The sequence below is a fragment of the Pseudoalteromonas carrageenovora IAM 12662 genome (genome assembly GCF_900239935.1).
Classification (GTDB): domain Bacteria; phylum Pseudomonadota; class Gammaproteobacteria; order Enterobacterales; family Alteromonadaceae; genus Pseudoalteromonas; species Pseudoalteromonas carrageenovora.
The window spans coordinates 832068-856794 of record NZ_LT965928.1 but is presented as its reverse complement, the minus strand read 5'-3'; the positions used below and the strand labels follow the sequence as shown (position 1 = coordinate 856794).

21 protein-coding genes and 1 tRNA gene are annotated in these 24727 nt (G+C 39.6%); 7 read left to right on the top strand and 15 right to left on the bottom strand.

From position 1 onward, the window contains the following. The first annotated feature begins 440 nt into the window (after positions 1-440). The gene (locus ALFOR1_RS03960) at positions 441-3107 is read left to right on the top strand and encodes an ATP-binding protein (RefSeq protein WP_104642135.1); all 2667 of its coding nucleotides are present in this window, start codon (positions 441-443) and stop codon (positions 3105-3107) included. A gap of 23 nt (positions 3108-3130) precedes the next feature. On the opposite strand, the gene rimI is transcribed toward ALFOR1_RS03960, so the two are convergent. The 3 genes from rimI to ALFOR1_RS03945 all read right to left on the bottom strand — a co-directional run bounded on the left by rimI (position 3131) and on the right by ALFOR1_RS03945 (position 4031). Then, a complete protein-coding gene (gene rimI / locus ALFOR1_RS03955; protein ID WP_104642134.1) occupies positions 3131-3598 on the bottom strand; it encodes a ribosomal protein S18-alanine N-acetyltransferase in 468 nt (155 codons plus the stop codon). Continuing rightward, the gene (locus ALFOR1_RS03950; RefSeq protein WP_058547185.1) at positions 3585-3890 is read right to left on the bottom strand and encodes a hypothetical protein; all 306 of its coding nucleotides are present in this window, start codon (positions 3888-3890) and stop codon (positions 3585-3587) included. The genes rimI and ALFOR1_RS03950 overlap by 14 nt, the downstream gene beginning before the upstream one ends. Positions 3891-3954: 64 nt before the next feature. Then, positions 3955-4031, bottom strand: a tRNA-Trp gene (locus tag ALFOR1_RS03945). A 449-nt stretch (positions 4032-4480) separates the two neighbouring features. On the opposite strand from ALFOR1_RS03945, the gene ALFOR1_RS03940 reads away from it, so the two are divergent. Beyond that, positions 4481-6070 (top strand): BCCT family transporter, encoded by a 1590-nt coding sequence (locus ALFOR1_RS03940; RefSeq protein WP_104643619.1) that lies wholly within the window; start codon positions 4481-4483, stop codon positions 6068-6070. 107 nt (positions 6071-6177) lie between these two features. On the opposite strand, the gene guaA is transcribed toward ALFOR1_RS03940, so the two are convergent. Next, entirely contained in the window at positions 6178-7755 is a 1578-nt protein-coding gene (gene guaA, locus ALFOR1_RS03935; protein WP_104642133.1) for a glutamine-hydrolyzing GMP synthase, read from the bottom strand. A gap of 98 nt (positions 7756-7853) precedes the next feature. Next, positions 7854-9323, bottom strand: a complete 1470-nt coding sequence (gene guaB / locus ALFOR1_RS03930) for an IMP dehydrogenase (RefSeq protein ID WP_058547183.1) — start codon at positions 9321-9323, stop codon at positions 7854-7856. 135 nt (positions 9324-9458) lie between these two features. On the opposite strand from guaB, the gene xseA reads away from it, so the two are divergent. Then, positions 9459-10799, top strand: coding sequence for an exodeoxyribonuclease VII large subunit (xseA, locus tag ALFOR1_RS03925; protein WP_104642132.1), 1341 nt, complete (start codon positions 9459-9461; stop codon positions 10797-10799). Positions 10800-10811: 12 nt separating this feature from the next. Here xseA and ALFOR1_RS03920 read toward each other — a convergent pair whose 3' ends face one another. From ALFOR1_RS03920 to ALFOR1_RS03910, 3 genes are all read right to left on the bottom strand, one after another. After that, positions 10812-11498, bottom strand: coding sequence for a hypothetical protein (locus ALFOR1_RS03920; protein WP_104642131.1), 687 nt, complete (start codon positions 11496-11498; stop codon positions 10812-10814). A 36-nt stretch (positions 11499-11534) separates the two neighbouring features. Further along, positions 11535-12353: a serine O-acetyltransferase gene (cysE, locus tag ALFOR1_RS03915; RefSeq protein ID WP_058547180.1), complete on the bottom strand. Its 819-nt coding sequence runs from the start codon at positions 12351-12353 to the stop codon at positions 11535-11537. Positions 12354-12477: 124 nt separating this feature from the next. Next, the gene (locus tag ALFOR1_RS03910; protein WP_104642130.1) at positions 12478-13407 is read right to left on the bottom strand and encodes a sensor domain-containing diguanylate cyclase; all 930 of its coding nucleotides are present in this window, start codon (positions 13405-13407) and stop codon (positions 12478-12480) included. A 303-nt stretch (positions 13408-13710) separates the two neighbouring features. On the opposite strand from ALFOR1_RS03910, the gene ALFOR1_RS03905 reads away from it, so the two are divergent. Continuing rightward, entirely contained in the window at positions 13711-14118 is a 408-nt protein-coding gene (locus tag ALFOR1_RS03905; RefSeq protein ID WP_058547178.1) for a hypothetical protein, read from the top strand. Between the two features lies 1 nt (position 14119). Continuing rightward, on the top strand, positions 14120-14434 hold the full coding sequence (locus tag ALFOR1_RS03900) for a helix-turn-helix transcriptional regulator (RefSeq protein WP_054982750.1): 315 nt from the start codon (positions 14120-14122) through the stop codon (positions 14432-14434). Between the two features lie 87 nt (positions 14435-14521). Here the strand turns inward: ALFOR1_RS03900 and ALFOR1_RS03895 are convergent, their stop codons facing one another. Further along, positions 14522-17401 carry a M16 family metallopeptidase gene (locus ALFOR1_RS03895; RefSeq protein WP_104642129.1) on the bottom strand — a complete coding sequence of 960 codons (2880 nt, stop codon included), beginning with the start codon at positions 17399-17401 and terminating at the stop codon, positions 14522-14524. 259 nt (positions 17402-17660) lie between these two features. Here ALFOR1_RS03895 and ALFOR1_RS03890 point away from each other — a divergent pair, with 259 nt between their 5' ends. After that, positions 17661-18617: a methylenetetrahydrofolate reductase gene (locus ALFOR1_RS03890; RefSeq protein ID WP_104642128.1), complete on the top strand. Its 957-nt coding sequence runs from the start codon at positions 17661-17663 to the stop codon at positions 18615-18617. A 34-nt stretch (positions 18618-18651) separates the two neighbouring features. On the opposite strand, the gene ALFOR1_RS03885 is transcribed toward ALFOR1_RS03890, so the two are convergent. The 3 genes from ALFOR1_RS03885 to ALFOR1_RS03875 all read right to left on the bottom strand — a co-directional run bounded on the left by ALFOR1_RS03885 (position 18652) and on the right by ALFOR1_RS03875 (position 21778). Then, positions 18652-19677, bottom strand: a complete 1026-nt coding sequence (locus ALFOR1_RS03885; protein WP_104642127.1) for a sensor domain-containing diguanylate cyclase — start codon at positions 19675-19677, stop codon at positions 18652-18654. 58 nt (positions 19678-19735) lie between these two features. Continuing rightward, positions 19736-20983, bottom strand: coding sequence for a DEAD/DEAH box helicase (locus ALFOR1_RS03880; protein WP_104642126.1), 1248 nt, complete (start codon positions 20981-20983; stop codon positions 19736-19738). Positions 20984-21076: 93 nt separating this feature from the next. Next, positions 21077-21778 carry a DUF3581 domain-containing protein gene (locus tag ALFOR1_RS03875; RefSeq protein ID WP_104642125.1) on the bottom strand — a complete coding sequence of 234 codons (702 nt, stop codon included), beginning with the start codon at positions 21776-21778 and terminating at the stop codon, positions 21077-21079. A 167-nt stretch (positions 21779-21945) separates the two neighbouring features. Between ALFOR1_RS03875 and ALFOR1_RS03870 the strand changes: the two genes are divergently transcribed. Then, the gene (locus tag ALFOR1_RS03870; RefSeq protein WP_058547172.1) at positions 21946-22338 is read left to right on the top strand and encodes a hypothetical protein; all 393 of its coding nucleotides are present in this window, start codon (positions 21946-21948) and stop codon (positions 22336-22338) included. A 20-nt stretch (positions 22339-22358) separates the two neighbouring features. On the opposite strand, the gene ALFOR1_RS03865 is transcribed toward ALFOR1_RS03870, so the two are convergent. The 3 genes from ALFOR1_RS03865 to ALFOR1_RS03855 all read right to left on the bottom strand — a co-directional run bounded on the left by ALFOR1_RS03865 (position 22359) and on the right by ALFOR1_RS03855 (position 24710). Continuing rightward, positions 22359-22658, bottom strand: coding sequence for a hypothetical protein (locus ALFOR1_RS03865; RefSeq protein WP_058547171.1), 300 nt, complete (start codon positions 22656-22658; stop codon positions 22359-22361). Between the two features lie 161 nt (positions 22659-22819). Next, positions 22820-24304, bottom strand: coding sequence for a glutamate--tRNA ligase (gene gltX / locus ALFOR1_RS03860; RefSeq protein WP_104642124.1), 1485 nt, complete (start codon positions 24302-24304; stop codon positions 22820-22822). A 46-nt stretch (positions 24305-24350) separates the two neighbouring features. Further along, a complete protein-coding gene (locus ALFOR1_RS03855) occupies positions 24351-24710 on the bottom strand; it encodes a glutaredoxin family protein (RefSeq protein ID WP_058547169.1) in 360 nt (119 codons plus the stop codon). Between the last annotated feature and the right edge of the window lie 17 nt (positions 24711-24727).

The following is a 24727-nucleotide window of genomic DNA, read 5'->3' as shown; positions in this document are numbered from 1 at the left end:
AGGCAACCCGTTAAGTTGATCGTTATTAACTGGGCTTTGAGCAATTTAATATGAATAAATTGACAACAATTAACGCCATATAGCTAATTTTTTAATAGTGGCAATTGTAACAGGAGTCGGTATAAAAGTGTGCTATCTAACTTAAAAATATCTTGGCTTTGTAAGAAACCGATATGGCTAATTCAACTTGAGAACGATTAAAAATAAGTGAAAGGTAATAATTTAAACATTTTTTAATTAATATTTGAGCTAATGCTGGCTATGGGTTTTTAATTTAATAACTTACTTTCAGTATGTTACGACAAATAAAACAGTCCATATATTAAGCAACCAACTTTTATAGCTGATTATATTTCAGCCATCAAGACAGCTATAAGCTTGTGTAATAAAGTCGTAACGCATATTATTGATAGATTGCACGGAGGATAAGTAGTTTGGTCATGAAAACCAGTAAGTTAAGTATCAGGTTATTGTGGTATATAACACCTTTAGTTATTTTACCTTTGCTCTTTTTAGGTGGCTTTACGCTCACCAATGTAACTAATTCAACACAAAAACAAGCTGATTTAATAATGAGCCGTTTTGTTGAACAGCAACAGCAAAAAATATTTAACTACATTGACTCTTTTCACTCGACAGCGAAGCTACTTTCTACCTCGCCAGTACTTAGTGATTTTTTAACAAATGATATTAGAGCTAACGGCGATCATACCCGCAGACTTGGCGCTTTAATGGATGTATTTGCCAGCTACAGCGAAGCCTATCCTGACATTATTAGTATTAATTTGGTCTCTGCCAGTGGCAGAAGTGATGCGTATTACTCTAATAACCTAACCACTGCGCCTAAAAGTTACCCTTTTTTTAATAAAGTGCTGCAAAGTAATTTAAGTAAGCAGCAGTTTATGATTCAAAAGGACGATGGCACCACAAGTTTGTACTTTATACAGCGAATTTATAGTGTTGATTACTATTTAAAACGCCCACAACAACTTGGTTTTATTGTTATACATGTAGAGCCTTCAATACTTAATACCAGTATTTTAGAAGCCCCATATAACAACACCCTTAATTTAATGTTGACTAAAGACGGTAAGATTTTATTTAGCTCTGACTACAACATGCGCGGCCAATATATTAGTGAGTACGAGCTTGAACAGGTACATAGTTTGGCAGATATAGGTATGCTTTCGACTATTGAGCTTTCAAGCATTGATAAAATTGAGCGAATGATTTTTGCCGTGCAAATGCCCGGTGGTTATTATTATGTTTCTACTATTCCTAAAGGCGTACTTTATCAATCGGGTAAAGCCATAAGCCTTATTACCGGCTTAATCGTTATTATATCGGTGATTACCCTACCTATTTTAATTTTTGTAGTAGTGCGTAACTTATTACTTAACCCTATTGAGCTATTAGGTGCTGCCAGCCACCGCGTAGGTGACGGTGATTTATCAGTGCATTTACCTGCTCATACCAACGATGAAGTAGGCGTATTGTTTAACGACTTTAACCACATGGTTAATCAAATTAGGCATTACCAGCAGCAGCTTGAAGAATATAAACATCATCTTGAAGACAAGGTAGAAAGCCGTACTAAAGCGCTTGAGGCAATGAATAGTCAATTAGAGCTTGCTATTGGGCAAGCCGAACAAGCAAACCAACTTAAAAGTCGCTTTTTAGCGAATATGAGTCATGAAATACGCACTCCGCTTACGGCTATTATGGGCTTTACAGAGCAGCTATTACATAACGATAAAGTAGCTAACGATAAACAGCATTTAAGTACTATTTTACGAAACTCAAAACATCTATTAGAGCTTATAAATAACATACTTGATTTATCTAAAATTGAAGCTGAAAAGCTCGCTGTTGATCAGTCGGCATTAAATGTAGTGCAGCTAGTGCACGACATTGAATCGATAATTGAGCCTTTAGCACAAGAAAAACAACTAACGCTAAACGTAAAATACGATCTGCCACTTCCACGTACCATTTACAGCGATGTAACTCGCTTAAAGCAAATACTTATAAACATTGCTAATAACGCGGTTAAATTTACCGAGCAAGGTAACGTATCTATTTGTGTGCACTATTTAGAAGCTAGCCAAAAGCTTGAGTTTGTAATTAACGACACCGGTATTGGTATGTCTGAGCATCAAATAGAGCGAGTATTTAAACCGTTTGAACAAGCTGATGCCACGACGACCCGTCGATTTGGCGGCACTGGGTTAGGCTTATGTATTTCTAAAAACTTAGCGCAGCTACTTGGCGGCGATGTAACGCTTGAAAGCGAGGTGGGCGTTGGTAGCCGCTTTACAATCACCGTGGCATGTAAACTCTCTGACGATCAACCAATGCTTGAGTTTTTAACTCAACAAAGCCAACTAGTGCCAGAAAAAGACCCGTTTTTATCGTTTGCTACAAACAGCTTTGACGCCAATATTTTAGTTGCGGAAGATAACCCAGATAACCAATTATTAATTAAACTGCTACTACAAACTTGGGGCCTTGAGCCCGATATAGCTAATAATGGAGCTCAAGCGGTAGAAATGGCTCTAGTTAACGACTACCAGCTTATTATTATGGACATGCAAATGCCGGTAATGGGCGGTTTAGAAGCCACTAAGATGCTGCGCCATGCTGCTTACGACGGCCCTATTATTGCACTTACAGCTAATGTAATGAACCATGACATAGGCACTTACCTAGAGGCTGGTTGCGATAAAGCACTTGCTAAACCTATAGACAAAGACGCCCTAGAAAACGTACTAGCAAGTTACCTAAATCTTGAAAAAGATAATCAAAATAAATGGGATAGCTTATTAAAAAGTGAGAAATTTCAGCAGATTGCTGACAACTACTTAGCTAATTTACCCGCTCATCTTGAAGAGGTTAAAGCTTTACAATACACAGATGATTGGGAAGCATTAAGAACAATAGCGCATAGTATAAAAGGTAGTTCAGGGTGTTTTAACTTTGACGAAATTTATCACAGTGCAGCTGCACTTGAAGAAAACCTAAAAAGTAATAATAAAGTACCCAGAGATGAGTTAGTAAGTGATTTAATAAACGCTATTGAGCAAGCTATACAAGATAAAGTAAGTTAAATAGGTTTGAGAAGCGTTGTTAGCTACGAAAAACCTAAGCTCAAAGCCATACCCATTAAAATAGCATCTTCAAAACCATTTTTAGCAGGGTTATCACTTGGGTAATAGTTCTTACGCACCGACATTTCTATAAAGCCAGCACGCTCGTATAAGGCAATTGCGCGAGTATTTGACTCTCTGACTTCTAAAAATAAGTTTTCTGCGTTTTGCTGTTCGCCATATTCAATAAACTGACGAAGCAACTGCTTAGCAATGCCCTTACCTTGCTCGCTTGGCGTTACACAAATATCCATAAGTGTAAAATCAGGCCCCGCTTTTTCACCAATATAAAAACCCACTAACGTGTTTTTATTAAACGCCGCTAAGTTAAAGTAACGCCCCCCCATACATGAACTCATTATTTTAAGTGTCCAAGGGTGGCTATGGCATGCTGTCTCAATTGCCATTAATTGCTCAATAGCGCTTTCATCTACTTCTTTAAAGGTTATCAAGGTGTTTACTCATTAAAGCCCATAAAGCGCGTTTATCATTTGCACTGAGCTGTTGGGTTGGCAATATAAGCTTATCATCGGTTAACTGCATTTCACTGCCTTTTAAAACACTATTAATGACCATAGGTTGAACACTTAGCTTTATATCAGTAAATAACTGCTTATTAAGTGTTAAAGGCTCAGCCTCAGTGCTTTGTATAGGCGCTGACGAAGAATTAGTATTTTTTGGACGATAATGCTGATTTAGTTCGAGGTTTTCTATACCAAAAATAGCTGCGTAACGTGGATGCATAACAACTCAGTAGATTAAACACTTGAACAATATATGAAGTAATAAAAACGATGTAAAGAAGAAATGGCAGGGGCGGAGAGATTCGAACTCCCAACCGTCGGTTTTGGAGACCGCTGTTCTACCAATTGGAACTACGCCCCTGCAATGTCGACGAATTATAGAGACCTTTGAGAAAAGGTAAAGTAAAAAATCACTTTTTTAGTTTAACTGCTTTTAAAACATACAAAACGATGAAATAGCATGCTAATTAGCTATTTGTAGCCACTTTAAATTACGTAATGTTGAGATTAAAGTAACTCGTTATACTGCAATTATTTTTACGTACTTGTTGTGATAAGTAATATAAAAATAAAAACAGAACATAAAACAACCACATTTTTATTTTTGCAAGTCATAGAATGCGCCAGAGCTAAACACATAAACAAATCAATAACATTGGCATCAATTATGATACACTTTTTGTCTTAGAGGATCCGCGCCTTATCACCTAATTACATATTTCATCATGTATCTTATTTACGTGGATCATACACAATGCAAATATGGAGGAGCTTTACTATTGGCTTTTGCCTGTAGTCACGCCATCTTATATGAAGTTTAAATCAAAAAAATACAGTATCGACTCAACCGATTACCAAGTAGGCCAAGATAACGTTAGTAAATGGGGCATGGATATACATAGTAATGTGTTTTCTGTTTCTGTTGGATTATCTTTACTTTTTATTATTACTCTACTTGCCCTTTCACCTAGCGAAGCAAAAGACGCTATTAACACCATAAAAAATGCAGCTCTAACAAATTTTGACTACGTATTTATGTGGGGCGCAAACATACTTTTACTATTTGCTATAGGTATAGCGGCCTCACCGCTTGGTAAAATTAGGTTAGGTGGCGATAAAGCAACAACGGATTACTCTACCCTTTCTTGGATATCTATGTTGTTTGCGGCAGGTATGGGTATTGGGCTTATTTTTTGGGGCGTGGCCGAACCTACCGCATTTTATACTAACTGGTTTGGTACACCGCTTAACGCAGAGCCTTTTACTGAACAAGGGCGAGAAATGGCCTTAGGTGCAACGGTATTTCACTGGGGTCTGCATGCATGGGCTATTTATGGCATGACCGCATTATGCCTAGCGTACTTTGTTTATAACAAAGGTTTACCGCTTTCTATGCGCTCAGTGTTTTACCCTCTTTTTGGCGATAGAGTATGGGGCAAGCTCGGTGATGTTATAGATGTAATGGCCGTATTAGTAACTCTTTTTGGTCTTGCTACATCGCTAGGCCTAGGAGGCTCGCAAGCTGCTAGTGGCATAAGCCATGTGTTAGGGTTCGAAAATTCATTATTATTACAACAAGGTATTATTTTACTAATAATGGGCCTAGCTATTTTATCTATTGTGCGTGGTATGGATGGCGGCGTTAAATTGCTCAGTAATATAAATATGGGCATTGCTATTGTGTTTTTGGCACTTGTTTTTGTTTTAAACTTTACTACTGTACTTGATTCGGCCTACACAGCAGTAATAGGTTATGTTAAAAATATTATTCCGCTGAGTTCTAGCACCGGTCGAGAAGATACGCAGTGGCTTCACGGCTGGACTGTGTTCTATTGGGCTTGGTGGGTGGCTTATGCACCATGTTTTGGTATGTTTGTAGCGCGCATTTCTAAAGGGCGCACCATACGCGAATTTTTAGTATATGTACTTCTTATCCCCACTTTAGTTACCACTGCGTGGATGTCGGTGTTTGGCGGTGTAGCTATTGATCAAGTCATAAATGAAATTGGCGTACTGGGCGCCGATAAAGGGATTACCGATGTGTCACTTAGCTTGTTTTATATGCTTGATGCGTACTCTTTTGGTACCGCGCTTTCACTTTTAGCTGTGGCATTAATAATTATATTTTTTGTAACCACACTTGATTCTGGCTCTATAGTAATTGATAGCCTCACATCAGGCGGGAAGCTTGAAGTACCAATAAAGCAAAAGCTAGTATGGGCTAACATTGCCGGCATAATTGCAATGCTAATGCTGTGGATTGGCGGTACTGAGTCTATTCAGGCACTGCAGTATATAACTATTATTGCCGCGCTCCCTTTTACGTTTATTTTACTGCTTGGCAGCGTAAGCCTTGTAAAAGGCCTACTAACTGAGTTAGAGCCAAAAACTAAACATTAAAAATTAAAAGCTAAGAACTAAAATTAGCGCGTAAAAAAGCCCGTTTAAAAAACGGGCTTTTTAATGCGCGATAATAAGCTCAGCAGAGTAAGCTTACTTATTTGGTATTATTCCCACTCAATTGTGGCTGGTGGCTTACCAGAAATATCGTAAACTACACGTGAAATACCATCAATTTCGTTAATGATACGGTTAGATACCACGCCTAAAAACTCATAGGGTAAATGTGACCAACGCGCCGTCATAAAGTCGATAGTTTCAACACAACGAAGTGAAACAACCCAATCGTATTTACGTGCATCACCCATAACCCCTACCGATTTAACAGGTAAGAACACAGTAAACGCTTGGCTTACTTTATGGTAAAGATCAGCTTTGTGTAGTTCTTCAATGAAAATAGCATCAGCACGGCGAAGTAAATCACAGTACTCTTTTTTAATTTCACCAAGTACACGCACACCTAAACCAGGACCAGGGAATGGGTGGCGGTAAAGCATGTCGTAAGGTAAACCTAGCTCTAAACCAATTTTACGTACTTCATCTTTAAATAACTCACGAAGTGGCTCAACTAGACCCATTTTCATGTCATCTGGTAATCCGCCCACATTGTGGTGAGATTTGATAACGTGTGCTTTACCTGTAGCAGATGCTGCTGACTCAATAACGTCTGGGTAAATAGTACCTTGGCCTAACCATTTAGCGTTTTTAAGCTTTTTAGATTGCTCATCAAATACATTAATAAACGTGTGGCCAATAGCTTTTCGTTTATCTTCTGGGTCTGATTTTCCTGCTAAGTCATTTAAAAACTGATCCTCAGCATCAACCTTAACAATGTTTAGACCAAACTTATTACCAAACATGTCCATTACTTGCTGACCTTCGTTTAAACGAAGTAAACCGTTATCAACAAATACACATGTTAATCTATCGCCAATTGCGCGGTGAATAAGCATAGCCACAACCGATGAATCAACACCACCTGATAGGCCTAAAATAACTTCATCATCGCCAACTGTGTCTTTAATACGCTCAATGGCATCATCAATAATTTTTGCAGGAGTCCACAGTTTTTCACAACCACAAATATCAATAGCAAAACGTTCAAGTAAGCGTTGCCCTTGGTGAGTGTGAGTTACTTCTGGGTGAAACTGTACGCCGTAAAAACGCTTTTCTTCGTTAGACATAGCAGCATGCGGACACGTTGGTGTTTTAGCTGTTGTGCTAAAGCTTGCTGGTACTTCCATAACTTTATCGCCGTGACTCATCCATACGTCTAAAACGCCGTTGCCGCCATCGGTAATATGATCTTCAATTGCATCAAACAATGCACAATTGCCTACCTTTTCAACTTGCGCGTAACCAAACTCTTTTTTATCAGAGCTGTGAACGCTACCGCCAAGTTGAGCGGCCATTGTTTGCATGCCGTAACAAATGCCTAATACAGGAACGCCTGCATTAAACACATACTCAGGAGCGCGCGGGCTGTTTTCAAGTGTTGTTGATTCTGGGCCACCAGAAAGAATGATACCTTGTGGGTTAAACTCGCGGATTTGCTCTTCAGTCACATCCCATGCCCACAGCTCACAATAAACACCAATTTCGCGTATACGACGCGCAATTAGCTGAGTGTATTGTGAACCAAAGTCTAAAATGAGAATTCGTGAATCGTGAATATCTTTGCTCATGGAGTATCTCGTAAAGTAGATGCTAAATGCCGTTTGTTAATGTAAACGACTAAAAAGAGGGCTTGCAAAGCAAGCCCAATAAATTGTTAATTACGCGCTTAGCCTAAGCGGTAATTTGGTGCTTCTTTGGTAATTTGCACATCATGTACGTGCGACTCACCCATACCAGCAGATGTAACACGTACAAACTGAGGTTTTGTATTAAGCTCTTCAATAGTTGCACAACCGGTTAAACCCATTGCACTACGAAGACCGCCTACTTGCTGATGAATAATCGTTGCAATAGGCCCTTTGTAAGCTACGCGACCTTCAATACCTTCTGGTACTAACTTGTCTGCTTGGTTAGATTTTTGGAAGTAACGATCTGATGAACCTTCTTTTTGATCCATCGCACCTAAGCTACCCATACCACGGTATGATTTGTAGTAACGACCTTGATATAACTCAACTTCGCCAGGCGCTTCTTCAGTACCCGCAAGCATTGAGCCAACCATCACACATGATGCACCCGCAACAAGGGCTTTAACTATATCGCCAGAAAAACGAATACCACCATCAGCAATTACTGGAATGTCGCGCCCCTTTAGGCCTTCAACCGCATCAGAAATAGCAGTAATTTGTGGAACACCACAACCCGTTACAATACGTGTAGTACAAATTGAACCAGGGCCGATACCTACTTTTACTGCATCAACGCCTGCATCTGCAAGGGCAATAGCACCTTCTGCTGTCGCTACATTACCCGCAATAATTTGTAAATCAGGGTATGCTTGGCGAGTTTGCGATACACGGTCAATAACACCTTGAGAGTGACCATGAGAAGTATCGATAAGTAAAACATCAACACCCGCTTCAACTAATGCAGCAATACGCTCATCAGTGCCTGCGCCAACACCAACCGCAGCACCTACACGTAAACGACCTTGGTCATCTTTACATGCATCTGGTTTATCTTGTGCTTTTTGGTAATCTTTAACGGTGATCATGCCTTTGAGTTTAAACGCATCGTCTACGACTAAGATTTTTTCAATGCGGTGTTCATGCATTAAACCTAAAATCTCTTCGCGAGAGGCACCCTCTTTAACAGTTACAAGCTTTTCTTTTTTAGTCATAACAGTAGAAACTGGCTGCTCTAGCTTAGTTTCAAAACGCATGTCACGGCTTGTTACAATACCAACAAGTACATTGTTGCTATCGGTAACAGGAAAGCCTGAAAAACCCTTTTCCTGAGAAAGCTCAACAGCGTCTGCAATAGTTAAATCTGCAGTTACTGTTACAGGGTAAGATACAATACCCGCTTCGTAGGTTTTAACTTTACGAACATTTTTCGCTTGTTCTGCGATGGTCATGTTTTTGTGGATAAAACCAAGACCGCCTTCCTGCGCAAGGGCAATAGCTAAACGTGCTTCTGTAACAGTATCCATAGATGCTGAAATAAGCGGCAAGTTAAGTTTGATACCACGCGTTAAGCGAGTTGAAATATTTGCCGTGTGTGGCAAAACAGTAGAATGACCAGGTACTAAAAGTACGTCATCAAAGGTAAGAGCTTCTTTAGCAATTCTAAGCATTTTGGCAACTTCTCACATGTGGATCTAAGATAAGGAATTGCGGCCAAATTTTAACAGCGTTGTTGGCATTCGTAAATAATATTTCGCAAATATTTATGATAAACTTGTCTCATAAATAGTTTTAGGTTGTTTTTTATGTTTTCAAAGCCTTCGCAGACGGTTTACACCGTTTCGCGCCTTAACAGAGAAATTCGTACAGTGCTTGAGCAAGGCTTTGCATCTTTAGTGCTCACTGGTGAAATTTCTAATTTTATTACCCCTGCGTCTGGGCATTGGTATTTTTCGTTAAAAGACGATAAAGCGCAAATTAAGGCTGCTATGTGGCGAGGGAATAATCGCAACCAAAGCTACCGCCCAGCCAATGGCGCACAAGTCACCGTAAAAGCACGAGTATCACTTTATGAACCTAGAGGTGATTACCAACTTATTGTTGAACATATGGAGCCCGCTGGAGAAGGTCAGCTTAAGCAAGAGTTTGATGCATTGAAAATGCGCTTAGCCGCCGAGGGGTTATTTAGCTCTGCCTACAAAAAACCTCTGCCACAAAATATAAACCGTATCGGTGTGGTTACCTCTGCTACCGGCGCTGCAATAAAAGATATTTTAACTGTACTTAAACGCCGTGCGCCGCAATTAGAAGTCATAATTTATCCAGCCATGGTGCAAGGTAAAGAAGCCCACATACATTTAATTAATCAAATAAAGCTGGCAAATGCACGTAATGAAGTAGAGGTACTTATTTTAGGGCGCGGCGGCGGTTCACTTGAAGATTTATGGTGTTTTAACCACGAACAACTTGCGCGCGCTATTTATCAAAGTGAATTACCCATAGTAAGTGCGGTAGGCCACGAGATAGACACAACCATTAGCGATTATGTTGCCGATGTTCGTGCAGCTACTCCATCAGCGGCTGCTGAGCTTGTAAGCCCTAACACGCAAGAGCTACACAACAAAGTAACGCAACTCATTAACCGTTTAAACAATGCATTTAAACACGATATTGCAGATAAGCGCGCGCTTGCCACGCAACTTCAGCACCGTCTTAACTTGTGCCATCCACGCAATCAGCTAAATCAAAAGGCGCAGCGATTAGATGAGCTGAGCATTGCGCTGCACCAAGCTATGCGAAACCGTTTATATCAGCAAGAGCGCGCGCTTAATAATTTAACGCCGCGCTTAATGCGTCAATCACCCGATAAAAAGCTAGCGCAGGCCTCTCATCAACTGTCGCAGTTACAAGCAAGGTTAAACCAAGCTATACAACAACAATTACAGCAAGCCAATAATAGCCTAGCATTACAAGCAAGTAAGCTGGACTCGGTAAGCCCTCTTAATGTTTTAGCGCGCGGTTATAGCATCACTAAAACACAACAAGGAAAAGTGGTTAAATCGGTGGGACAAATTAAAACAGGCGATGTGTTAATTACAGAGCTTGCCGATGGCTCTGTAGAATCGCAGGTCATACCTATTACTTAATACTGATACAGTTTAAAGCTCTGTGCTTAGTAACAAGCTAAGCTTAGTATCACTTGATGTAGATGTAGAACTTACAAATTGTTTCCAAAACTCTTGTTTCATCAACTTGTCGTTTAACTCACGCCATTGAGCACTCCCAAATGCATCGTTATCAGCGGGTGCGGCAAGTTCAAATTCACATACCGTCGTTTTACATTTAGCGCTAACAACATCAGGAATAATTGCCAAATCTGCGGTTAATAAAAAATCTTGTAATGCCATTTCAGTACGATAAGCCCACTCTTCGTCACGTACTTGCTCGTCAAATTTATCACGTAAGACTTTCTCAAAATCTGAAGGGCCTCTCATTTGCTTTAAAACACTTTTAAGCGTCGACTTTTGCTCGGCAAGTTGTTGCTTAAGTTGCACAACTTGTTCTTCTAGAGGTAACTCATCAATTTCTTGAGGTTCGAAAGCGGTGGAAGTAATATTTTCATTTTGCTCTAAACTAACGGCTTGTTCAGTTACAGCTGGTATAACTTTATTTGCTACTACTTTACTGCTTTTTGGCTGCTGAGCATGAGTTTTTTGCAAAAGAGCATTACTTTGCTGTAACTTAACTGGCTCTAAATTATTTGGGGTAAAATTAAAATAACCCCAAGTTAAACCTACACCAGCAATAAATCCAATACCTAGAGTTAACAAACTATTCTTGTTCATCTTAATTCCTTTTAAGTTTTATTTTTTACTTACATCTCACAGCATAGCACTGGTATGTGATTCGTTTTCAGGCTCGGGTGTCGCTAAAAAGTTTTGGTTCATACTTTGCGCGGGACAGGGACAATCCGGTTTACCTATAATTTTAGCAGGTACGCCAACAGCTGTGGTATGTGGCGGCACTGCTGTTAGTACCACTGAGCCTGCGCCAATACGTGCGCCCTCACCCACTTCAATATTACCAAGCACTTTAGCACCTGCGCCAATTAGCACACCGGCTCTAATTTTAGGATGACGGTCGCCCTGCTCGTTACCCGTACCACCAAGCGTTACCGATTGCAGTATTGATACGTTATCTTCAATTACCGCCGTTTCACCAATAACAATACCTGTTGCGTGGTCAAACATTATCCCTTTGCCAACCTGACATGCTGGGTGAATATCTACACCAAACACTTCAGAAGTACGGCTTTGAATAAATCGCGCTAACTCTCTGCGATTTTGTTGCCACAGGCAATTGGCCAAACGATGCGCTTGAATAGCATGAAAACCTTTTAGGTTTAACATTACAGTAAGGTGAGTTTCAGCAGCGGGGTCGCGGTCTTTCACTGCTTTAATATCTTCGGCAACAAAAGAAAGCATGCGGTCACATTTTACAAACGCTTGGTCAAACAGCTCACGAATAGTAAATGCAGAGACCACAGCATCTGCCAATTTATTAGCAACAATAAAGCTTAACGCCGAACCTAAGCACTCATGATTCAAAATGCATGAATACACATGACTTGCTAAAAGTGGTTCGCGAGTTACTACTTCATTTGCTTCACTACGAAGCTGTTGCCAAATTTCATGACGCATAATACTACACTGCCTTAAATTGATATAAAAAGAGCCTTTTCCTAAGTTTAACGGATTTAAAGCCTAAGGTGTTAACGCCTTAGTTATTTGTTCTGGTTATTAGGTATAACTAAGAGTAAAAAAGTTATATGAACGCTAAATCACTCACACATAAAGCATCTTTTCCTTTATTTTTTGCTTTATAAAGTAAATCGTCTGCTTCTTTGATTAAATGAGCACATGTAAAGTCACTATTTGGTGTAATAGTCGTGAGCCCTACACTAACAGTAAGGGTTCTGCTGGGTAAAGAATGCTTATTTTCAATGTTTAAATGTTTTAATTTTTCTAAAATATCGTTCAATACTAACAAGGCCTGATCTGAGCTTGTATTTCCATAAACTAATACAAATTCTTCACCACCAAAACGGGCACATAAGTCACCTGGGCGTTTAGTAAATTCATTGAGTACTTTAGCCACCTTTTTTAAGCATGTATCGCCTTGTTGGTGCCCGTAGGTATCATTAAGTAATTTAAAATCATCAATGTCGATTATAGCCAACGACAGCGGCATACCTAAACGCTGACAACGATTCCACTCTTGCTCTAAAAAGGTATCAAAAAAGCCTCGGTTAGCAATATCAGTTAAGCCATCAATAGCGGCAAGTTTTTGTACTTGCTCTTCAGCTAGTTTACGCTCGGTAATATTTTGATGGCTAATAACATAATATTTTTTATCACTTAGTTCAAAAGGCACAACACGCATCATAAACCAGCGTTTTTCGTTTTCGCTATGACAAGGATACTCTAAATAAAAATCACTTTGCTGTTGCTCTATTATCGCTAAAATACCTTGATACGCATTTAAGCCAAACTCATCGCCATTATCTGCGGCTTTTTTGCATTCTACTAAGTAATTTTTTTGCTCCCACACATCACAGCAAGTACAGTCGTTTTGCTCACCAAAGTTTTGCCAGCTCTTGTTTACAAAAACAATCTCCCCAGAGTCATTAATCACGACGACCTGATCCGGTGTGGTGTCTAAAACTTGCTTTAAAAATATTTTATCGTCTAACACGTGCTTTCCATTTTAATTTTTCTGTTTATCAGTATAGTCATTAACATTTTTTTAATAAAAAATTATTAAGCAGCATAACTCTAGGTATTATTTTGCTCAGTATGCTTAAATCAAAGCATATACTATATGACAGCCTGTTAAATTAACCCAAATTTAAATTTGTTATTTTTATAATAAAATCAAAAGGTAACGATGTATGACAGGCTTTCTGTCATACGTCAAAACAAGTACTGGCATACTACTGACGGCGTAAAAAATAATAATTACCGCTAAATTAGCATCGTAAACTCAACAAGGATAACGATGATGAAAAACGATGTATTGAATACTAAAAAACTTGGTTATAAATTTTACTTTCAAGATGGTGATAATCAAATAGCCTGTTTTGGAAGTTACTTTACCGGTAAAGAGGAAGTGTTTGTAAACGATGACCTATTCAGTAAAAAACGAAATATCTACTGTGCAAGCACACACTCTTTTGCTTTTGAGGGCTCACAGTACCAAGTAAAATTTGACATGCTTAATATACTTACAGGGCGTCTGGAGTGCACTCTTTATAAAAATAGCAGTGTGATAGACAAACAAGTTCAAAGTAGTCTTTCAGACGATCCTAAAAAGGCAGCATTTTTTCTTGCTGGTTGTACATTAGGTGGCGCGGTGTTTGGCTATACAACGGCAACAATTGTTGAACTATTTGTAGGGAAGCTTTAACGTGCAATTAAATCCTACAACAGTTAAATCGCTTAGAAGTAAGTTAGATTGGACGCAGCAACAGCTCGCAGATGCCTGCGATGTAAGTTTGCGGACCATTCAACGGGTAGAAAAAGAAGGCGCCGCTTCTAAAGAAACCACTATGGCGCTTTGCGCGGTACTTGAAGTACGCCAAGGCGAGCTAATTAAACTTGATGAGCCTATAAATAATGACGTTAAAAGTACGCCAACTAAAAGCTTTTTAGCGGGGGTTGTTATTAGCTCCTTAATAAGCTTTGCTCTAGGCGCAGGCTCAGTGCTTTTAGCGACTAACTAATATTACGCTTCAATAACACTAATTAAATAAAAATGCCCCAGGCTATAAGCACTGGGGCATTTTTTATATGTTAGAAAAAGAGATTAATTACTGAAACACTTTTTCAACAGCCATTACTTCAATGTTGTTAGCTGGAATAGCTAATGTGTAATCGGCAATGACTTTATCCTCAGCAACAAGCGCTGCTGGTTTTTCTGTGTTGTAAACCATTGGTGAGGTTTGCTCTGACACTAAACGTTTTTTCATGTCTTCGCCGTCACCGGTAATAAACACGTACTGTACGTTTTCTGTTTGAAGGTTATCTTTAATCACGCGATTAACATCAGCAAGCGTTAGCTTTTCAAGTTTACTTGTCACGTATTTTACAAACGACTCTGTGTTATAAAATTCGCTATCAAGTGCATACCCTAACTGACGGTTTTGACTTGCTACTAACTGCGGCACGTAGTTTATTAAAAAGTTACGAGTTGCTTCAAAGTCTTTTTCGGTTAAGCCATTTTTAATGAGTTTATCAAGTTCAAACAACGCAGTACGCGTTGCAAAGTGTGCATCGTTATTAGAGCGCAGCGGGCGTAACCAAATTTGGAATATTTGCTCAGAGCGCCCTAAGTTTGCATCAGGCTTAGTTTGAAACATGCCACGCGGGAAGTATTCAATGTACGAGTAATCACCGTAGTTCATACCACGTGTTTGACGAATTCGCTCATACAAGTATGAGTTAGAACTACGATGCTCACCAAAGTACGAGCGCACAAGCCAAAGTGCAGTCCAATCTTCGCTGCTGCGAATAGTATCAATTGGGAAACCAAACGATACCGCGGTAGATTGCGCCGATTTTTCTACAATTGTTGCATGATGACCTTTAAGCACTGGCGCATCAGGAATACTTAAACGGCTTTGCTCACCTTTAGGTAAGGTTGCTAAGTCGCTCATAATATTTGCTTTAAGTGCGTTAGGCACTGCGCCAATTAAACCAAGTGTTAGTTTAGATTGGGTAAGCTCTGAGTTATAGAATGCTTTAACATCATCAAGGGTAAGTGCTTCTAAATCAGAAATATCACCATAGTTGTAGCTCTCATATGGGTGGCCTTTATAAAGCGTACTGTAAAGCACTTCTTTACCAAGCTCTTCATCGTTAGAGGCTTTTAAGCCCGACTTAATACCGTCGATCATTTCTTTTTTAAGGCGTTTAAAGTCATCGTCTCTAAACCCTGGATTAAGTAACTGATCACTTACAAGTGCATACCAAGTTTCAGCGTTATCTTTATGAATACGCCCTTGGAACGACAGCATTTCTTTATCTATTTGATAACCAAAGCTACCCGCAAGCGGATAAAGCGCTTTTTGAATTTCTTTATAACTAGTACTTTGTGAGCCACCTTGAGCAAGCATAGCGGCGGTGAGCGCGGCTACACCTTTTTTACCTTGAGGGTCTGCGGCTGCACCTGTATTGAATAAAAAGTTTACGTCAATCAGCGGCGAACTATTAGTTTTATCAAGCACTTTAAATACAGGTGCCTCTGGCGCTTGTTCAAGCTTTGCAACTGCTGCACTTAAGTTAGCCTCTTGCTCAAACCCTGGCGCTTTATCAAGTGCCGACATGGTCACGGTTGTACGCGAATCATCTACAAAGTATTTATTAGCCACTGCTTTAATATCTTGTGCTGTGATGTTGTCGGCTGATTTATAAAGCTGGTTAATAACCTCTGGGTCGCGCTCAAAATGCATGTAACTTACAAGGGTTGATGCAATCGCTTGAGATGAATCTAAGCCATTAATAAAGCTGTATTTAAGGTTAGATTTTAAATCGCTTAACTTTTGCTCATCAACAAGTTCAGTGCGTGCTTTAGCGTAAGTGCGGTTAATTGCATCACGTGCTTTTGCTAAATCTTCTTCGTTTTCTACTTTTACAAATACATGTAATAAACCAGGATCTTTTGTCTCTGGATTGTAGGTAAACATTTGACTCGCTATTTGTTTATCAACAACAAGCTCTTGGTATAAGTCAGAGTTGTTTGAAAAATAAAGCTGTGAGATTAAATCAAGCGCAGCTCTGTCTTTTTTAGCAGGCTCCCATGGCGCACCTTTATACGATACAAGTAACCAATGCCCTGGTAAGGCTTCGTTTTGTTCATGTATATATTTAGGTGCTTGCTGCTTTGGCTCAGCTTTAATATCGGCAACGTAATCGCCTTTTTCCCAACCACCCCAATGCTTTTTAACCATTGCCATAGTGGCTTTAGGGTCAACATCCCCTACAATCACTAGCGATACATATTCAGGCTTATAAAACTTATCAAAAAACTCTTTACCGTATGCCATTTGATCTGGCATGGCTTCTATATCTTTAAAAAAGCCCATAGTGGTATGTTTATAGGTATGTTTATCAAAGGCTTCTTCGCGTACAGCGCTTAATAATTTACGAATTGGACTGGCGTTATTTTTTAAATACTCACCTTTAACCGTAAGCGCTTCGGTTCTAAATTGCTCTTCGGTGTAAGTTAGGTTTTGAAAAATATCGGCTTCAATTTCAAGTACTTTATCAAGGTGCTGCTTTGAGAAGTTTAAATGATAGTTAGTGTAATCGTTAGTGGTGTATGCACGGTTATCTACGCCTGCATTTTTAAATACAGCAGTGTATTCGTCTTGCGGAAATTTTTTAGAGCCTTTAAACATCATGTGCTCAAAAAAGTGAGCAAAACCGGTTTTACCTTCTTTTACTTCATTGCGCGAGCCAACTGATACCGGAATTTGCAGCGAAACTACATCTGGGTAATCGGTTTTAACTACCATTACACGTAAGCCGTTATCTAGCTCTTCAATTAAGTACTCTTGCGAAAATACACGTTCGTCAGCTTTTGTTGTTTGCTGCTGTTGTGCTGTTTGGGTGTTTTCGCTTTGCTGTGTTACGCAGCCAGTTAGCGCTAGTGATACCGCTAAGCTTGTTGCTAATAATTTAAATTTCATTATTGTCCCTTTTTAAATTGAGCAAATTTATTGTTAGGTTTATTACTAACTCACATTCGATTATGCCTTAAAGCGAGTAAATGTAAGAGCTTTAGCCCATTTTTTATGTAAACAACTGTGTCAATCAGGCGGTTTATTAAATTGTCAGTATGAATATTCCTCACCTAAGTTGAAAAACTTTCATTAAATAAATCTATCTAGACGTCTAAATGGCTGCTATATTAAATTACATACATTGGACTAAGCTGGAATGAGGATTATGGCTTTATCACTTCAAGAGAAAATAGAAGACACCAAACAAGGTGTTTATCTCATTGGTACTACCCCGCCTAAAGTTGGCACCGATAAAGCGCAATTAAAAACCATTGCAGAGAAGCTATTAGGTCGCTTGCACGAAATTGAATACGATGGCGTAATAATTTACGACATTCAAGACGAAAGCAGCCGCACTAATCAAGCTCGCCCATTTCCGTTTAAGCAAACTGTAGACCCGCGAGAGTACAGCCATTTACTACGTAATTTATCTGCTCAAGATGTAATTACCTATAAAAGTGTAGCGCAGCGTGGCGTTGGCGAATTTAAAGATTGGCTAAGCGAAACTAAAAACGACTACGATTTAAAAAATGTCGTGTTAGTGGGTAGCCCATCATCGGTAGGCGATATAAAGCTAAGCTTACCCGATGCCTATAAAGCACTGGCTGAGCGAAGTGATGACTTCTTTTTAGGTGGCGTTACCATAGCAGAGCGCCATTCTAGTAAACGAAATGAGCATGAACGCTTAATAGAAAAAACAGTACAGGGTTGCCAATTTTTTATATCGCAAGCTGTTTACGATGCACAAGCCACAATTGATTTAATCACCAGCTACGCGCGTACCTGTAAAGCACAAGGCATTGCACCAAAACGACTTATTTTAACGTTTACTCCCTGCGGCGGCGAAAAAACCTTAGAGTTTATGCAATGGCTGGGTATCTCAGTGCCAGAGGCCACTAAATGGCGCATGCTTGATGCAGAAAACACATTAAGTGAATCTGTACGTATTTGCCGCGAAAACCTCGACTTAATACTTAAAAGCTGTGCGCACCTAGACGTGCCACTAGGCTTAAATATTGAAAGCTTAACAAACCGTAAAGAAGAAATTGACGCATCAATAAACCTATACCGTTTATTAAAAGCGATTATGGAATTAAACTTAGCCGAAAAACAAATCGCTTAAAAGTTAAACTAAATTCACACCCTTCTTGGCAAGCCTAATGGCTTGCTTTTTTATCGCTATGATTAAGTGTACTGCTTGTATTGTTAAGTTTTTTTGCCTGCTTATACGCTTGTTTATTTTTATACATGGCTTGGTCTGCATTATTTAATAATGCATCAAATAGCTGCTTTTGTTTATCTGTAAAGCTATAGCCAATACTAAGAGATAAATCACAGACACTTTCTTTTATAAGTGCTTTTGAATACTCAGTGGTAATTTTATCAATAATATAGCTAAGCTTACTTTTATCGCTTATCTGCATTACAGCAATAAACTCGTCGCCGCCTAAACGCCCTACTATATCAGCATCTCTTAAATGTGTTTTTAGGGTATTAGCCAAAATAATTAACGCTTTGTCGCCTACTTCATGGCCGCAGGTATCGTTTAATTTTTTAAAATCGTTTATATCAATAAACAAGCAGCATACGTCAAAGCCTAAACGCAGTGCTAAGTTAAGCTTTTGCTGAGCTAGCAAGGTAAGTGCGCGGCGGTTATAAATGTTTGTAAGTGGGTCAAGCATGGTTATTTCGCGCATTTGCTCAAAGCTATAAATAAGCGCTAAATCGTCTTCAATCAAGTCGCGAAGCTGCTCTATTAGCTCAAAATACTCATCGGTATAACTAGTTTGTTTTGTGTCTTTTAAACATAGCGTGCCAAACACATCACCTTCGGGCCAATGAATGGGTAATCCTAGGTATGATTGAACGCCATCTTCAACAACCTCAGGCATGGTATTCCATTGCTCATTATTGCAGGCATCGTTAACATATAAAATATTGTTATTTTCCGCTACGTATCTGCAAAAAAGAGGTGTTTGTGGAGGGAGTATTGAGTTGGTTTCAAAGTTAGAGCCGCCTTCATTACTTCTAATTACAACCCGGTAGCCTTTGCTAGTTGCCTGTACTATATAACCTGACGGAGCCGAAAACAGCCCCGTAATAAGATCAATGGTCTTTTGCCATTTGTGCAGTGATATTTGGCCATCGACTCCCGAAAATGCCCATTGATCCGTTTCAAACATAACTTTACCTCAGCTATTTATTAGCTCAAGTATAGGCAAAAAAGCGAAACAAAAGCTATTACTTACGGCGTCTACTGGGTGCTCTTTGACCTGTAATGCGTTTTTTATCACGATCTTTTCGCGCTTTATTGGTGTTTTTACGATTATCTTTAGGCTTTTTGTTTAAATCTGGCTCGTAACCTTCTAACCATTGAGGCGCTAAACGCGTATCAAGTAGGACTTCTATTTCTTCAAGTAGCCATTGCTCATCAATACTTACTAGCGACATTGCAAGGCCTTGCTCACCGGCGCGACCTGTACGGCCAATGCGGTGTACGTAGTCTTCTGCTATGTATGGCAGTTCAAAATTTATTACATATTTAAGCGCAGGTATATCGAGCCCACGCGCTGCTACATCGGTGGCAACTAATACGCGTGTAGTGCCTTCTTTAAAGTTTTGTAGTGCACGGTCACGCGCGCCTTGCGATTTATCGCCATGAATGGATTCTGTTTTTAAACCGTCTTTACACATTTCTTTGGCAAGTTTATCGGCCATTTGCTTGGTGCGCGTAAATATAAGTACTTGGCGCCAGTTTTTCATACCAATCATGTGCGATACCAACTCGCGTTTACGGTCTTCATCTACCGAGTAAATAACTTGCTCGACTTCAACGGCGGCTGAATTGCGTTTATCAACTTCAATCAGCTCAGGGTTTTTAAGTAGCTTTTTACTTAGCTCAAACACGCTATCGTCAAATGTTGCTGAGAACAATAAAGTTTGGCGATCGCCTGGAATGTGGCGCAGAATACGTTTTATTTCGTCAATAAAGCCCATGTCGAGCATCCGGTCTGCTTCATCGAATACTAGTGAATCAACACTTGAAAGCACCACACTGCCTTTAACTATATGATCGAGCAAACGACCTGGCGTTGCCACTATCACTTGCGCCGTTTTAAGTGCTTTAATTTGCGGGCCAATACTTGCACCGCCATACGCTAAAGCGCCATTAATATTACTGCCTTGAGCGTACTTTTCAAAGCTTGCAAATACTTGCTGAGCAAGCTCACGCGTTGGCGTTAAAATGACCACTCGGGCAATGCCTGGCTCATCTTTTTTAGGTGTATTTAAAAGCTTATGTAGTAGTGGTAATACAAAGGCTGCTGTTTTACCTGTGCCTGTTTGTGCACTGCCCATTACATCGTTGCCCGCTAAAATAGGCGGAATGGTTTTAACCTGAATTGCGGTTGGCGTAGTGTAATTATTTTGCTCAATCGCTGTTAATAATAACGAATCGAGTTTAAGAGATGAGAACGATGTAGCAGACATAGGCTTAGCTTTAAAATAACAAAGAGCGCTATTATACCTGAGCTTTAGTAATAAAAAAGGCGCTATAAATAGCGCCTTTATTTAAAATAAGCTTTAAGCCGGTTTTAACGTGGCTTTGCGGTCATTATAAAACGCGATTAAGTCATCAACCGTTGCTTGGCAGTATTCACGAATACCCGACACCACCATGTGCTTTTCACCAAAACCGACTTTTTCGCCGTTTTCTAGTAAATTAAAGCGCAAAGTAATTTTTCCGCGTTTACCGGCGTACTCAAAACTTGGCTCAGCAAATTCAAGCGTAGGTTCTTGAATATCAATGTTATCAAGGTTAATAATCATCGACTCGTAAATAACCATTGGGCGCGCAGGGTTAATCATCACCTCTTGCTTACCCATTAGTGGAATAATTACATGCGGGAAAGCCGCACCAGAAAACTCAACATAGTTTTTTATTAGGCTATTAGTAAGTGTTGGGCATTTGCTGGTTTTACCTTCGCGTTTTACCTTTAATATAACTTTATCGCCGTTGGTTACATCAAATTCGTCATCCCCTTGTGGGAAATTAAGTTTAGTGTTTTCGTCAACCATACCAGCAAAGGTAAATTCCATTCGCTCACTTATACCATAGCGGTCTAACACTAAAGAAAAAAGTAAGTCTCCTGGCGCGCAAAACTTTTTAGCATCTTTGTCATGAAGTGGGTTGTAGTCATCGGCAACACATTTTGCGAAACGACAACCTTGCTCACGAGAGATAGAAACGTAATCAGCATGTTGCTGAAAATAAGGACTTAACATAGTTTGTTCACTGCTTAAACTGCTTATAACCTATCCATACTACCAGAAAAAAAATAAAGAGAGGTCGAATCACTTACTAAATCTTACAATTAACTTAAGAGTAAATGTTGCACACTTCTGTTTTTGTTAGTAATTTACTTTCCAAACTACATAAGGGACTAATAATTATGCTACGTGTTATAGCAACAATAAGCGTACTAACAACTTTGGCTGGGTGCTCTGGCATGACTTATCATACAGATATAGACAACGGCGTTTTATCTCAAGAAATTGGCACCTACGTTAATAAAAGAGATTTGCAGCAATTTTATAGCGACCAAGAAGCACACGAAAGTGGCGCAACACTTTTAGGGAGAATAGAAGGCGAAAGCTGCGATGGCGACGGTAGAGGCAATAAAAATATAAGCTACAATCGCTCTAAATCAAACGCGATTGATTCACTTAAAGCGGATGCAATGCGCAGAGGCGGCAATGCCTTTACTATCAATTCTTGTAGTGAAACCTCAGTATCGTATTGTGACCTATCTGTTTTATGCACCGGACAGGCCTACGACTATTAATTAAATACCCTTAACTCTGGCTAAATATTTAATGCAAAGCTAAGTAGTACACGCTTGCCCGACTCTATTTTAGTTACACTGTGCTCATACTTATCGGGTCTAAATAAATACACGCGGTTAAACCAATTAATAATGCATTTAGAGCATTTAAATGCCCCGCCAGTTTTAGGCTTTACTAGTACAAAATTAAGCTTGTAATAGCGACCTTGTTGCACTGGGTCAATATGGTTCATTACGCTGTGGTTTGTAGGGTAAGTAACTAAATTTATTGAAAAGGTATTGCTGCTAAATAAGGCTTTGTTTTTTACAGGTGCAATCATACTGCCTCCTTTGGGTTTACATGCAGCATTATAGCATTTAGTAAATTACGAATGCTTGCGCTAAACAATATCAAAATACCATGACATATAGCCAAACAGCCTGAAACAAAAAAGCCGAACTTAATTAATAAGCTCGGCTTTTTATAAAGTAAGACTAAAGATTATGCACTTGGGTATGTGCGGTACGCACGCTCAATATTTTTAGCCTGCTTTTTAGAAATACCTAAATGAGCAAGCGCTACACGTATACGCGCACGTGATAGATCAGAGCCCAAAATTTCCATTGCATCAAGCACAGAGGTAGATGATGTTTTACCTGTGATTGCTACAAATATTGGCTCTAAAAAGTCTTTAATTTTAAGCTCATGGAATGTAGCGACTTCTTTTGCAATGGCAAAAATAGCTGGCTTTTCAAAGCTACGTAAGCCTTCTAATTGCCATACAAAAAATTGTAGCGCTTGGCGTATTACGTTTTCGTCAGCTTTGCCCGCAGTTAAAAGTGCTGGGTCGTAAGTTGGAATCCCCCCAACAAAGTGACCGGCTAAATCAACCATATCCGACAACGTATTAATACGCGTTTTAGCTTCTGGTAATACTTTAGCTAGCATTTCACCGTTAAACTTCCAATCAACAAAACGCTGCACAAGCTCTTCGTCAGTTAGGTTTTCGCGGATCCACGTGCCGTTTAACCAGCTTAGCTTGTCTACGTCAAATACTGGGCCACCAAGCGATACTCGCTTCATGTCGAAGTTTTCAATCATCTCGTTAAGGGTGAATTTTTCACGCTCATCAGGCATTGACCAACCCATACGGCCTAAGTAGTTAAGCACCGCTTCTGGTAGGTAACCCATTTCTTTATAGTAATTAATACTGGTTGGGTTTTTACGCTTAGAAAGCTTTGATTTATCTGGGTTACGCAATAATGGTAAATGCCCTAATACTGGCGCTTCCCAACCAAAATCTTCGTAAAGTTTTAATAGTTTAGGTGCTGAGTTAATCCACTCTTCGCCACGGAAAATATGGCTAATTTGCATGTGGTGATCATCTACCACGTTTGCTAAAAAGTACGTTGGGAAACCATCGGCTTTTAATAGCACTTGCATGTCTACGTTTTCCCAGGGGATCTCAATTTCGTCGCGTAGGTAGTCGTTAAATTTAAAGGTGCCTTCGCTTGGTATTTTCATACGTATAACGTAAGGCTTACCAGCAGCTAGGTTTGCTTTAATTTCGTCTTCTGTGTGGTTTAAACCACGACCATCGTACTTAGGGCGCAGACCTTCGGCCATTTGCTCTTCGCGCATTTGATCAAGCTCTTCGCTTGTAGCAAAACAGTAAAACGCTTTACCTTGCTCAACTAGCTGGTGCGCGTATTTTTTATATAAATCGCTACGCTCAGATTGACGGTAAGGACCAAATTCACCACCTACGTCAGGGCCATGATCCCACTCAAGGCCTAACCAACGCAGGCTATCCATAATAGCTTGCTCTGATTCTGGTGTGCTGCGCACTTGGTCGGTATCTTCAATACGAAGAACAAACTCGCCGCCTTGCTGTTTAGCAAAACAGTAGTTAAATAAAGCAATGTAAGCTGTGCCAAGATGCGGGTCACCTGTTGGTGACGGGGCAACACGAGTACGGATTGTCATGGTAATGTCTCTTTAAATAAGTGAGATAAAAATTATATGGTTACGTTTAAGCTGCTACTTTATTTAAGTAAGCAATAATATCGTTTGATTCGTATAGCCATTGTACTTGGCCATCTTTTTCAATACGTAGGCATGGCACTTTAATTTTGCCGCCTTGCTCTAACAACTCTTGACGATATTGCTGATTATTTTTTGCATCACGCGTTTCTACTTTTAAGCCTTCGCGCTTAATAGCACGGCGCACTTTTACGCAAAACGGGCATGATTTAAATTGATAAAGTTTAAATTGTGAGGTTTGCAGATCAAGCTTTGCTTGCTCGTCGCTTGCACGCTTTTTACTGCGAGGAGTAAATACAAAATTAAAGAATAAAATTATACAACCTAAAAACCAACGAACGAATTTCATGTTTTGTGCTCTGCCTA

Excerpts from the sequence above, each read along its gene's own strand:
- ALFOR1_RS03920 (WP_104642131.1), bottom strand. The coding sequence starts at position 11,498 with ATGAACAAGAATAGTTTGTTAACTCTAGGTATTGGATTTATTGCTGGT.
- ALFOR1_RS03870 (WP_058547172.1), top strand. The coding sequence starts at position 21,946 with ATGCTACGTGTTATAGCAACAATAAGCGTACTAACAACTTTGGCTGGG.
- ALFOR1_RS03905 (WP_058547178.1), top strand. The coding sequence starts at position 13,711 with ATGATGAAAAACGATGTATTGAATACTAAAAAACTTGGTTATAAATTT.
- ALFOR1_RS03865 (WP_058547171.1), bottom strand. The coding sequence starts at position 22,658 with ATGATTGCACCTGTAAAAAACAAAGCCTTATTTAGCAGCAATACCTTT.
- ALFOR1_RS03855 (WP_058547169.1), bottom strand. The coding sequence starts at position 24,710 with ATGAAATTCGTTCGTTGGTTTTTAGGTTGTATAATTTTATTCTTTAAT.
- xseA (WP_104642132.1), top strand. The coding sequence starts at position 9,459 with ATGTTTTCAAAGCCTTCGCAGACGGTTTACACCGTTTCGCGCCTTAAC.
- ALFOR1_RS03950 (WP_058547185.1), bottom strand. The coding sequence starts at position 3,890 with ATGCATCCACGTTACGCAGCTATTTTTGGTATAGAAAACCTCGAACTA.
- ALFOR1_RS03880 (WP_104642126.1), bottom strand. The coding sequence starts at position 20,983 with ATGTCTGCTACATCGTTCTCATCTCTTAAACTCGATTCGTTATTATTA.
- ALFOR1_RS03940 (WP_104643619.1), top strand. The coding sequence starts at position 4,481 with ATGAAGTTTAAATCAAAAAAATACAGTATCGACTCAACCGATTACCAA.
- gltX (WP_104642124.1), bottom strand. The coding sequence starts at position 24,304 with ATGACAATCCGTACTCGTGTTGCCCCGTCACCAACAGGTGACCCGCAT.
- ALFOR1_RS03875 (WP_104642125.1), bottom strand. The coding sequence starts at position 21,778 with ATGTTAAGTCCTTATTTTCAGCAACATGCTGATTACGTTTCTATCTCT.
- guaA (WP_104642133.1), bottom strand. The coding sequence starts at position 7,755 with ATGAGCAAAGATATTCACGATTCACGAATTCTCATTTTAGACTTTGGT.
- cysE (WP_058547180.1), bottom strand. The coding sequence starts at position 12,353 with ATGCGTCATGAAATTTGGCAACAGCTTCGTAGTGAAGCAAATGAAGTA.
- guaB (WP_058547183.1), bottom strand. The coding sequence starts at position 9,323 with ATGCTTAGAATTGCTAAAGAAGCTCTTACCTTTGATGACGTACTTTTA.
- ALFOR1_RS03960 (WP_104642135.1), top strand. The coding sequence starts at position 441 with ATGAAAACCAGTAAGTTAAGTATCAGGTTATTGTGGTATATAACACCT.
- ALFOR1_RS03885 (WP_104642127.1), bottom strand. The coding sequence starts at position 19,677 with ATGTTTGAAACGGATCAATGGGCATTTTCGGGAGTCGATGGCCAAATA.
- ALFOR1_RS03895 (WP_104642129.1), bottom strand. The coding sequence starts at position 17,401 with ATGAAATTTAAATTATTAGCAACAAGCTTAGCGGTATCACTAGCGCTA.
- ALFOR1_RS03890 (WP_104642128.1), top strand. The coding sequence starts at position 17,661 with ATGGCTTTATCACTTCAAGAGAAAATAGAAGACACCAAACAAGGTGTT.